The following is an 11,050-nucleotide window of genomic DNA, read 5'->3' as shown; positions in this document are numbered from 1 at the left end:
CGATTTTCGTTATCCACACATGTGTACAGTAAGGGCTTCGCGCATCTTGCTTCCAGGACATGACTCGTACAGTTTGGGTAAACTAACCAATGATTTAGGTATAGAACTGGTGGGTAGACACAGGGCTGCTGGAGATGCTATGGCTACAGTTGAGTTATTCAAAATACTTTTTGAAAAAGATAGTAATGACCTCAACACATTTATTACTTCAGAAATTAATCCTTCCATCCTCCACCCTAATTTAGATTTGAGTCAACTCGAAGATATACCCAACAAAACGGGTGTATACAGGTTTTACGACGAAACCAATAGGTTGATATACATTGGAAAGAGCAAGCACATCTTAACACGTATCAAGCAACACTTAAAAAACAGTAAAACCAAGCGTGCGATAGAAATGCGTGAGAATATTGCACGTATTGAATATGAGCTCACAGGATCAGAAATGATTTCCTTGCTTTACGAATCTGCGTTAATCAAGCAATACAAACCAATTTACAACCGTGCGTTGAGAAGATCGAACTTTTCACACGGTTTGTTTTCATACACAGATAATGGCGGCTACATCAACCTGTATGTAGATACCTTAAACAAGAATACAGATCCTCCTATCACTACTTTCACCTCAAAGGCAGACAGTAAAAAGTTTTTGGAAGATATAGCTGGGAAACATGTCTTGTGTCAAAAATTACTAGGCATCTACCCTACTCAACACGCTTGCTTCAGTTATCATACCAAGCAATGTTTTGGTGCGTGTATACAAAAGGAACCTACCCTTACCTATAATGCTAGAGTGAATAGTTTTATTGATTCTATGGCTTTTGACAATGAGAATTTCTTCATCATCGAAAAAGGACGAAAAAAAGGAGAAAACAGTATTGTTTTAATAGAAAATGGAATTTATGTAGGCTATGGTTACCTTCCCTTTTTTCATATGAATAAAAGCATTGAAGTTTGGAAAGAAGCCATTGAGCATCAACACGAAGACAGAGATGCCCGTACGATAATTAGGTATTATCTCCGTAAAAATAAAGATCTGAATATTAGACAGTTCTAAGGGGTTAATTCTCCTTAGCTTCTTGTAGTTTCTCTACATATTTTACCACCCCAGAAATCACCATCACCATCACCAAAAAAGCCAAGAAAATTATCATGTTACGTTGTCATTTGTTGTTCTACAAATTCTAACGTCTTTTTGCGTCAAATCTTGTGTTTAAAGGATATTTTTTATGGATATTTTTCTTTTTAATGTGGGGATGTTACTTCGTTACCATTTTTTTCATTCTTCTATACAGAAATCATCTCCTTTCCACCTCAAAATCTACAGAAAAAACTATTTTTACCTATTGCAAAAATTACAACAGATCGAAAGCAAAACATTATGGCAAAAAAAGATATCATCACGAAAAAATCACTTGATTTTTTAACCAAATATTTAAACAATACATCACCAACTGGCTTTGAAGCTGAAGGACAAAAACTTTGGTTGAGCTACATTAAGCCATACATAGACGAATACTTTACAGATAACTACGGAACTGTAGTTGGGGTTATCAACCCTGAAGCTAAATACAAAGTTGTAATTGAAGCGCACGCTGATGAAATTTCTTGGTTTGTGCATTACATCACTAAGGATGGATTTATCTACTTGAGAAGAAATGGTGGTTCTGACCATATCATCGCTCCATCAAAAAGAGTAAACATACATACAGACAAAGGAATTGTAAAAGCTGTTTTTGGATGGCCTGCCATTCACACGCGTCATGAAAAAGAAGTAACACCTTCTATGAAAAACATCACCTTAGATTGTGGATGTGATACAGCAGAGGAAGTTGAAGCTATGGGCGTTCATGTTGGATGTGTAGTAACTTTTGATGATGAATTTACAATCTTGAATGAGAAGAAATTTGTGGGTAGAGCTTTGGACAATAGAATTGGTGGTTTCATGATTGCTGAAGTTGCGCGTTTATTGAAAGAAGAAAAGCACAAATTAGATTTCGGATTGTACATCGTAAATGCTGTTCAGGAAGAAGTAGGTTTACGTGGAGCACAAATGATTGCGCATAAAATAAAGCCGGATGTTGCCATCATTACAGATGTTTGTCATGATACACAAACCCCAATGATAGACAAAAAGGTACACGGTGACCAAGCTGGAGGTAAAGGTCCAGTTTTAACCTATGGTCCTGCCGTACAAAACAACCTTTTGAAACACATCATCGAATCGGCCAACAAAAATAAAATTCCATTCCAACGTGCTGCGGCATCAAGAGCAACAGGTACAGATACAGATGCCTTTGCTTACAGTAACGAAGGAGTGCCAAGTTCATTAATTTCTTTGCCATTGCGCTATATGCACACCACAGTGGAAATGTGTCATAAGGATGATGTAGAAAACACCATTCGTTTGATCCTAGAAGCGGTGAAGAATTTGAAAAGCGGACAAGACTTTAGATACCTTAAATAAGCTCAATGAGTGAAGTTGAAATCATAAAAAAGGTAAAGCAAAAAGACTTTGCACCTGTGTATGTTTTACATGGGGAAGAACCTTATTTTATAGACTTAATAACCCAATCCATCATAGAAAATGCCTTGGATGAAAGTGAAAGAGATTTCAACCAAACTATTTTATACGGGAAGGATTGTGATCCGGTAGCACTGGTTTCTCAAGCCAAACAATTCCCAATGATGGCTGAACGTCAACTTGTAGTTTTGAAGGAAGCCCAGGATATGAAAAACTGGGAAATGGTAGACGCATACATGCAGAACCCTGTACCGACTACCGTTTTTGTGATTGCTCACAAATACAAAAAGGTAGATGGTCGAAAGAAATTCCTAAAGGAAGCCAGCAAAAAAGGTGTCGTTTTCTTAAGTGAAAAAGTGAAGGATTGGAACCTCAATGCTTGGATTCAAGACTTTGTTAAAAAAGAAGGGTTTAGCATTACAGACAAGGCGTTAAACCTTTTGGCCAACGCTACGGGAAATGATTTATCCAAAATCACCAAAGAGTTTGATAAACTGTCTATAGTTCTTGAGAAAGGAACGCAGATTTCTGACATTCACATTGAAGAAAACATTGGTATTTCGAAAGATTACAATGTGTGGGAATTAAAAAGTGCCGTTCAAGAGCGACAAGTCAAAAAAGCCTTGGAGATCGTTAAATACTTTGATCAAAACCCTAAAGCTACAGCAGGAGTTGTTGTCGTGAGCACTTTGTTTGAATTGTTCAAACAGTTGATGTACATGCACTTCTCCAAGAACAATACAGATCAAGAAATTGCGACAGGTTTAAAAATGAACCCTTTCATTGTTCGAAAAACGCGCCAAGCAACAAAGATATTCCCCGTAAAGAAAACCGCTAAAAACATTGCTATACTTCAAGAATTTGACTTAAAGTTCAAAGGAATTAATCGTGGTCAGGCCACAGATGGAGAATTATACAAAGAATTAATTTACAGACTCTTGCACTAATGAGACAGTTTTATCTTCCAGAATTAACGAAAGAAAATAAGACCTTCACTTTACCCGTTGAGGAATCCAAGCATATTTCACGCGTACTTCGCATGAAAAACGGTGATGAAATACAATTGCTCAATGGTAAAGGATTAGTGGCTGTTGCGGCAATAAGCGATAACAATCCTAAAGCAACGCGTGTTGAAGTACTTCATTTAGAAGAACACGAAGCTCCTAAAGAGGAAATTCACATTGCTATTGCTCCTACCAAGAATAACGACAGAATAGAATACTTCTTAGAGAAAGCCACAGAAATTGGCGTGAGTAAAATTAGTTTGTTACTTACCGATAATGCAGAACGCACTAAAGTAAAGCTAGAACGTTTCGAGAAAATTTTGGTAAGTGCCATGAAACAATCCAAGCGTGTTCACCTTCCAATTCTAGAAGATTTAGTGAAAAGTAAGGACTTTATTACTGCTCATCCCAACGGCTTAATAGCACATTGTTACGAGGACACTAAAACCAATATATTCACTTCTTTTAAAGCACAAGGATGTCCTATCATAATAGGTCCAGAAGGAGATTTTTCTGAAGCCGAATTAAGCTTAGCAAAAGAAAATGGTTACACACCAATTGCCTTGGGTGAAAATAGGTTAAGAACAGAAACAGCTGGTATTTACGCGGTAACTGTTGCTCGACTTTGGTTAGATATGAATTCTTAAATTATCTCCTTACATTAGAAGAAATAGAAACGGCATGAAAATCATCAAACACCTTGCATTATTCCTAGTTCTTATTGCACTCACTAGTGCATCAGAAACTGCCAGCTATCAATTAGCTGTATTGAAATACAACGGAGGTGGAGATTACTATGCAAATCCAACCGCTGTTCCCAATCTGATTAAATTTTGCAATCAAGAATTGGGTACTAATATTTCAGAAGAAGTCCCCTATGTTGAAGTCGGATCCACAGACATTTTTAACTATCCTTACATTAACATGACAGGACACGGGAATGTTGTATTCTCAACGGCCGAAGCTGAAAATTTACGTAACTACCTTATGGGAGGTGGCTTCTTACATATTGATGATAACTATGGAATGGATAAATTCATTCGCCTAGAAATACAAAAGGTATTTCCCAACAATGCTTTGGTTGAACTCCCTAACGACCACGCTATATTTAACCAGAAATACACCTTCGACGGTTTACCAAAAATCCATGAACACGATGGTAAAAGAGCCCAGGCATTTGCCATTATCGTAGAAGGAAGAATTGTGTGTCTTTACACTTACGAAACGGATCTTGGTGACGGTTGGGAAGACCAAAGTGTACATAACGATAGCGAAGATAAAAGAAACGAAGCCCTTAAGATGGGGGCTAACATTTTGCAATACGCCTTTCTCAATGGCGGTTTAGACGATTAAGAAAATAGAATGAGCAAATTATTTACGACATATATATTCATACTTCTTACTCTACCTGTATTAGCGTTTGAGTTTTCTAGAGAACAAAAAACACCTGATTTTCATTTTGAACCTTTTGAGCGAAACATTCACATCTCAGAAAAGTTAGATGCGGAAATTAGAAGTTTAGCAAACAAATCACAAGATGAATGGACCGGTCAAGACAGCTTGATTTATGGAATTCAACTCGTATTATTACACAAGTATGAGCTATCGCTCAATTTTATTCTAAGAACGGAGTATGATACGATTCACGATATTGAAAAAATGCATCTCTTTCAAGAAAGCTTTCTAAGAACTGAAGCTTATGAAGCCTTACACAAATCCATTCTGTTTGAAAAGGGTGAAGGCTACAATCGTGTACTTAGCTATCGCTTAGACGTAGCTCGAGCGATGCTCTTGTTGAAACAAGGCATTTGGAACAGTAACAGCAGTAAGTTGTTTCCTGAAATCATTCGTCTAAAAAAGGAGAAGAGGACGCGTGCCGAGAACATTGCAATCGCTCATGATATGGACAAAGCCCTGCGATTATTTGTTACGCATTTAAACCGACAAAGCAATGAAATTGTATCTGAAGCCTATGAAGAATTTGGTGATTTCCTTTTAGATAATTTCACAGAAAGCAACGCTTACATCGCTTATTCTTTGAGTAGATATTACTACAACCGAAACAAATCAGTTTCATCAAAAATTAAGGAAGTAAAAAGTACCATGGATGAGAAAAAATTCATCCTTCCTAGTTTTAGAAAAGTATTCGGAAAAATTCAACCAGGTAGGTTTAACTATGAGTTATTGAAGGAGAAGAAAATAGAAAAGGATAGTGTTAAAACACCTGTTATTAAAGTTCCTAAAAAAGAAAAGAATGACCTCCTCCCCCAATTCAATGGGCAGTTGATCATTCTTATCGGTATGTTTGTAATTCTTTTAGGGGTAATTCTCTTTGTGCGCACCAAACGCTAAAGCTCCAAACCTTTAATTTCTTGTACTGCCCCACCGGCAATACCCTTTACAGACCCATACATCTCGATTGTAGAGTTTACTACTTTATCGATTTGTTTTTCACGTTCCTTCCAGATACGTTGCATTGCACGTTTTTCTCTGTCTAATTCACTTTTCATAGCGCTAAAACCTTCTACAATTGCCTCAATTTGATGCTTGAATTCTGGCGAAATCATGTAGTTGTAGAGCAAGTTCATCTTATCTCCTTGATTTTCTTGAGAAGCTTTCACCAAAGAGGTTTTCAATAAGCCATCACGAATTACAGCAGCTAAGGCTTTAAACTCATGGAACTGACATACCCAGATTCCGTTATAGAAACCGAACTGTGTCATATCCTTTGGCATTACTTGGGTAATTAATATAGCTACTTCTGCTCCTTCATTACGCTGATCTAACTTTAACTTATCTACCCAATCATTGGCCCAGTTTTTAGTTCGCTTACTTTCATAAACAATCTTACCCGCGCTTTTACCCTGGGTGTCGCGTACTTCCTGGATACAATCTGCTCCCTTTATTCCTTTACTCACTTCTGTAATAACATCAAAAGGAAAGGCAGCGGCGAGTTGTTCTTCTATTTCTAGTTCTTGTACCTCACCTTGCAACTGCATAGACCCTTGTTGAGCCTTTCGCTTCATTTCTTCAATGAGCTTAGCTTGGTCTTCCATTTGCTTTTTGTACTCCTTTATCTTCAAAGCATTTTCCTCATCTTTACGTTGAGCAATTTCCTCTTCTATCTTTTTTCTAGAATCCAAAATCTTTTGTTGCACCTCAAGATCCAAACGCTTCTTTTGTTCTTCTATCTCTTGTTTTTGAATTTTAAGTTCTAATTCCTTTTTCTGAGCGGCCAATAATTCCTCATCCTTTTTACTGAGCTTTTCTTTAATCAACTCTAATTCCTTGGCACTTTTAGAAGAAATTTCTGCACTCAAAGTCGCCTCAATTTTCTTCTTCTCTTGTTCCAGTAATTCAGCGACACGTTTTTGTTGATATTCTTTCTCCTTCTTTTTAAAGTCCTCTAACTTTTGCTCTTGCTCTTTGATTTCTTGTTGTTGTTTTAACAAGGCTTCTTCACGAGCTTTGATTTTTTGAGCAACCTCATTGTTCTTTTCCTTGAGCTCCTTTCTCAACTTTTCTTCAATCTCTAAAGTTAAAGCTTGTTCTGCATGGAACGAGGTTCCACAATTTGGACAGGTAATTTGATCGTTCATCTTAAAATATCTTTTCTATGTTCTGCTTCATTCCATTAAAAACAAATTCATCTCCAACTTTCATCCCTAACATTGCTTGAACGATAGGCGCGGTTGGTGACACGGCAAAATAGGTCTTTCCTTCCAGTACTACCTTCCCCATTGCCAAAGAAATATAAAAAGCTCCCTTATTGGTTTCCACAACGGCACCCAAACTCACGGTTTCCATTTTTTCTAAGGGTAAACTTTGAACTCTGTTTTTATTTTGTTTGGTGGCCTGAATTATTTTTCCAGCTTTCTCCTGTTCGAGTTGTGCCATGGCCCTTCCCGTTTCGTGCTTATCTCCAGCTGTACTTTTGGTTTCACTTTGAACAGCTTCCAAGGCTTCATCCATGCGTTCTAATGCGCTTTTTAACTGTTCCTCAACAGTTTCTAACATTTTACCTTGTAACGCTTTCTTTAATTCTAATGTATCCACCTTCGCCTTTATTTAAAAATACAAGTTTAAAAGAAATAAGCGTTTTTCACAGGAAATAAAAGCGCCATATTTAGCAAAGATGATTTTTTTCAAACCCCAGTAGCCCACTCTTAAAACATTAGCTTGTGAAATTGTGTACATTTGAGACCCATGGAAATAATCTTGGCAACATATACTGTAGTAGACAATCCCAAAGACGTACGCGTTTCTGATTATCTTGTAGATAGATTTCCGCAATTACAATCTCGAAAAGCAGTAAAAAAAGCATTAAAGAAACACTTGCTGCTACACAATAAAAGTATAGCGCTTTCCGGAACTTTTGTGCAACAAGGAGATGTGTTTGAACTCCTGGAAGACACTGTGGTTCCTCCAAAGATTTTCCCCTTAGAATTAGAGATCGTTTATGAGGATGAATACCTGGCAGTTATCAATAAACCAGCAGGATATCCTGTTTCAGGAAATTTATATAAAACCATACACAACGCCCTACCTCACAATCTAAAACCATCACAACAAGAAGATGCCTTAGCTTGGCCCTTACCCATTCATAGGCTCGATGCACCAACTTCTGGCCTACTCATTATCGCTAAAACTTATTCCTCAAGAATAGCCTTAGGTGATATGTTGGCACATAAGAAGATTCAAAAACACTACCATGCCGTGGTTCAAGGATATTTAAAGATCACAGGAATTTTAAATACGGCGATTGAGGGTAAATCTGCCGCAAGTGAAATTAAGACTTTGTCTATCACTCCTTCAAAATACAATGGACATTTAAGCTTAATGGAGCTCTCTCCATTAACGGGAAGAACGCATCAATTACGCATACATTTAGCGCGGTTGGGACATCCTATTGCGGGGGATAAATTATATGGAATTCCAGGAAATACAATTGGGCATAAAGGACTTTTTCTAAGCGCAATTGCTTTGACCTTTACACATCCAATTACACAAGAAGAATTAAAGCTCTCGGTTGAACATCCTAAAAAGTTTGACAGCTATTTAGCGAGAGAAGCGCGAAATGCTACTCTTGCATAAAAGTGTATTTAATATCTTCTCTGTAACCTTCTAACATTAAAATGATTTCACTTCCTACTTCTTGTGTGTAGGCCAAATCAGAAATATCGAAAACCAAAGATTTAGAAACTAACTCTCTACAAACATCACCTTTTGGGTCTCTTTGTAAACGAATTCCACGTTTTGGGGGTAAGGATTTCATGATCATATTGCTTCCCACTAAACTAAAGCCTTGTTCTTCGCATCCACCAGAATAGCTTACATCTAAAAACATTAGGTTACCTTCTATACGAACACTATTAATTTGTGCAGTTGGTGCATTGAAATCAATTTCACCTAAAACGGCTTTGGGTGTTGCTGTGCTTTCTGCTGCATTTTTAGAGTTGCCACAGGCCATTACAAGCAGACTTATCGTTAATAAGAATATAGATCTCATAATTTAAAAATAAAGTGAATAACCAAAACCTATAGTAAATGCAGAAGAACCTCTTCTTAGGTCTTCCGCCTTTCTACCCGCCAATTCTTCTTGGTTGAGCATATGCGGTTTAAAGGCAAATCCATAATTTACATATGACAATACCAAACGGTAGCTTGATGTTGGTGTTGTCGTTAAACTCAAACCAAAAGTTGGTTCAAATGCGATAGCATCAAAAGTATAATTGGAAGCTGTACTTGCTAGACGATTGACATTATAGGCTGTTTTCAAACCATAATCTACACCTAATCTTCCGTAGTATTTCTCGTAACCCAATTTAAAATAAGCTCCACCAATGTGTAGACCTCCATCTAAATTATTGGGCGTCTTAAATTCGTTAATCGTAAAGAATTGATAGCGAAGTCCGCCTCCGAAATAGACATTATTTTTGAGTGAGTATTGATATCCAGCGTCCAAACAAATAAGTCCTTGCATAATTTCTCGAAAGGCAAAATTTGATAGTGCGTTTGGAAACGATATACCGGCCTGAAAAGAATGTGGTCCACCGTCAAACTCTTGTGCTTTCAACCCTGAGACAGAAATCATAAACACTGTGAGGACGAGCAATAACTTTTTCATGAAAATTCCTTTCTTCTAAAGTTAGAAATTATTTTGAATCTCAAAAAACTTCATGGTGTGTTGCTTATCGGTTTTCACATTGAAAGAATACTTTCCATCAGCAACTGTTGTAGTATCAAATGCAATAATGTGTGGTCCAGCTTTTCTCATTTCATTGAAAAATTCTTTAACCAATTTACCTTCCTTATCAAAAACAGAAAAATTCACTTCTTGATCTTCCTCCATGGTAAAGTAAAACTCCACCTCTCCTCTTGCAGGATTAACCTCCAGGGGATGCAAAACAATGAAAGAGCTTAAATCCGCTATATCTCTTTTCATATAACGCAGTACCAAACGGTAAACGATAATAAACACCAAAACTCCAAAGGTGATCCACAGTCCCTTAACCGCCATGTTCTGGAGGTCTACTTTCATTAAATACATCATAGTGCTATTACTCCTTTAATCGTTGCTACTTTTTGGTATATATCAATGATGGAATCTACATCCAACATTAGTTCTTTAACACTTACAGATACATACTTGCCTGTACGTGAATTATGATATTCTATTTCTGATTCTACGTTGAAATGAGCCACTACTTTGGCTACAGTTTCATTGTTGTTAGGACAAACAAACTTAAAAAAGTAAACTGCTGGCCATTCCTGGTCTTGCAACTTCTCCCTTAATCCATCAAATACGTCTTTCATCCGTTTAATTTAAGGAGCAAAGATAACCTTTTCAACTCATCTTTCAAGGCTTTGGGCAGTACATCGAAGTCCTTTTTTAGTAAGCTAAACGACTTCCCCTCATTCTCATCCCATTGGCGTATTGCTCCCATAATTAACATGGGATCTGGCGCTTTGGAAACAATTGGTTTTTCTAGATCTTCTGGATAGTCGAAAGACCATTTTTCGGCGTGTGCCAATTCTACGTTCAACCATTGATTCACAACCTTATGAATGTCCTCACTTTGCTTACAACGCAGTACATCCTGTTTAAATCGTCCTCGGTAGTAAAACATTTGTTGAAAGCATTCCATTACCTTATTCGAAAGTGGAAAATCATCATACGTGATGGATTCAGGCTCAAAACTATCCTCAGTAATGCATTCAAAAGCAGCATACTGTTGTTGAATTTTCTTGAGTTTACTTCTGAAAACCTTTGGAATTGCAGGTCGAGTAAGAAAAAACTGTTTGTGTTCAAACAACATTTCTTCCCATTTATCACGTGCATCCTCTTCTGCTGAGAGCGGAAAATAAATTTGAGCTTCTTGGATATCCACTACTAATTTTTGTTTTTGCGCATTTTCATATTTAGAAACTCTACTGCCAAAGCAAATACAATAGCAAAGTATAAGTATCCTTTAGGAACAGCACCTATATGTTGATTGAAAACAACTGCATTAGAAAGGTG

Annotated in this window: 14 protein-coding genes and 1 pseudogene; 7 read left to right on the top strand and 8 right to left on the bottom strand. The window is 37.1% G+C overall.

Annotated features, from left to right (window positions below):
- The 6 genes from AC22ZQ_RS08400 to AC22ZQ_RS08375 form a co-directional block, all read left to right on the top strand.
- Positions 1 to 1,057: GIY-YIG nuclease family protein (locus AC22ZQ_RS08400; RefSeq protein WP_318958333.1), on the top strand; the 1,057-nt coding region annotated here is incomplete at its 5' end.
- Between the two features lie 324 nt (positions 1,058 to 1,381).
- Entirely contained in the window at positions 1,382 to 2,467 is a 1,086-nt protein-coding gene (locus AC22ZQ_RS08395; protein WP_318958332.1) for a M42 family metallopeptidase, read from the top strand.
- 5 nt (positions 2,468 to 2,472) lie between these two features.
- Complete coding sequence (gene holA / locus AC22ZQ_RS08390) at positions 2,473 to 3,471, top strand: DNA polymerase III subunit delta (protein WP_318958331.1); 999 nt, start codon at positions 2,473 to 2,475, stop codon at positions 3,469 to 3,471.
- A complete protein-coding gene (locus AC22ZQ_RS08385; RefSeq protein ID WP_318958330.1) occupies positions 3,471 to 4,175 on the top strand; it encodes an RsmE family RNA methyltransferase in 705 nt (234 codons plus the stop codon). Before holA ends, AC22ZQ_RS08385 begins: the two co-directional genes overlap by 1 nt.
- Before the next feature lie 43 nt (positions 4,176 to 4,218).
- Positions 4,219 to 4,881, top strand: a complete 663-nt coding sequence (locus tag AC22ZQ_RS08380; protein ID WP_318958334.1) for a DUF4159 domain-containing protein — start codon at positions 4,219 to 4,221, stop codon at positions 4,879 to 4,881.
- A 9-nt stretch (positions 4,882 to 4,890) separates the two neighbouring features.
- Positions 4,891 to 5,880 carry a hypothetical protein gene (locus tag AC22ZQ_RS08375; RefSeq protein ID WP_318958329.1) on the top strand — a complete coding sequence of 330 codons (990 nt, stop codon included), beginning with the start codon at positions 4,891 to 4,893 and terminating at the stop codon, positions 5,878 to 5,880.
- On the opposite strand, the gene AC22ZQ_RS08370 is transcribed toward AC22ZQ_RS08375, so the two are convergent.
- Both AC22ZQ_RS08370 and AC22ZQ_RS08365 read right to left on the bottom strand, forming a co-directional pair.
- Positions 5,877 to 7,127 carry a DUF2130 domain-containing protein gene (locus AC22ZQ_RS08370; protein WP_318958328.1) on the bottom strand — a complete coding sequence of 417 codons (1,251 nt, stop codon included), beginning with the start codon at positions 7,125 to 7,127 and terminating at the stop codon, positions 5,877 to 5,879. The two genes, AC22ZQ_RS08375 and AC22ZQ_RS08370, sit on opposite strands and share 4 nt — an antisense overlap.
- 1 nt (position 7,128) lies before the next feature.
- Positions 7,129 to 7,584, bottom strand: coding sequence for a 3-oxoacyl-ACP synthase (locus AC22ZQ_RS08365; protein WP_318958327.1), 456 nt, complete (start codon positions 7,582 to 7,584; stop codon positions 7,129 to 7,131).
- A 150-nt stretch (positions 7,585 to 7,734) separates the two neighbouring features.
- Between AC22ZQ_RS08365 and AC22ZQ_RS08360 the strand changes: the two genes are divergently transcribed.
- A complete protein-coding gene (locus tag AC22ZQ_RS08360; RefSeq protein ID WP_318958326.1) occupies positions 7,735 to 8,622 on the top strand; it encodes an RluA family pseudouridine synthase in 888 nt (295 codons plus the stop codon).
- Here the strand turns inward: AC22ZQ_RS08360 and AC22ZQ_RS08355 are convergent.
- The 6 genes and pseudogenes from AC22ZQ_RS08355 to AC22ZQ_RS08330 all read right to left on the bottom strand — a co-directional run.
- Positions 8,609 to 9,037: a hypothetical protein gene (locus tag AC22ZQ_RS08355; RefSeq protein WP_318958325.1), complete on the bottom strand. Its 429-nt coding sequence runs from the start codon at positions 9,035 to 9,037 to the stop codon at positions 8,609 to 8,611. The two genes, AC22ZQ_RS08360 and AC22ZQ_RS08355, sit on opposite strands and share 14 nt — an antisense overlap.
- A gap of 3 nt (positions 9,038 to 9,040) precedes the next feature.
- Positions 9,041 to 9,655, bottom strand: coding sequence for a hypothetical protein (locus AC22ZQ_RS08350; protein ID WP_318958324.1), 615 nt, complete (start codon positions 9,653 to 9,655; stop codon positions 9,041 to 9,043).
- A 21-nt stretch (positions 9,656 to 9,676) separates the two neighbouring features.
- Positions 9,677 to 10,069 carry a hypothetical protein gene (locus AC22ZQ_RS08345; protein WP_318958323.1) on the bottom strand — a complete coding sequence of 131 codons (393 nt, stop codon included), beginning with the start codon at positions 10,067 to 10,069 and terminating at the stop codon, positions 9,677 to 9,679.
- An 8-nt stretch (positions 10,070 to 10,077) separates the two neighbouring features.
- Positions 10,078 to 10,344: a DUF493 family protein gene (locus AC22ZQ_RS08340; RefSeq protein WP_318958322.1), complete on the bottom strand. Its 267-nt coding sequence runs from the start codon at positions 10,342 to 10,344 to the stop codon at positions 10,078 to 10,080.
- Positions 10,341 to 10,919, bottom strand: a complete 579-nt coding sequence (locus AC22ZQ_RS08335; protein ID WP_318958321.1) for a hypothetical protein — start codon at positions 10,917 to 10,919, stop codon at positions 10,341 to 10,343. Before AC22ZQ_RS08335 ends, AC22ZQ_RS08340 begins: the two co-directional genes overlap by 4 nt.
- 2 nt (positions 10,920 to 10,921) lie before the next feature.
- Positions 10,922 to 11,050 (bottom strand): annotated as a pseudogene (locus tag AC22ZQ_RS08330) (TerC family protein); the annotation flags it as partial.

Source organism: Lishizhenia sp., from assembly GCF_057456495.1.
This window is presented reverse-complemented; position numbering and strand designations above follow the sequence as displayed.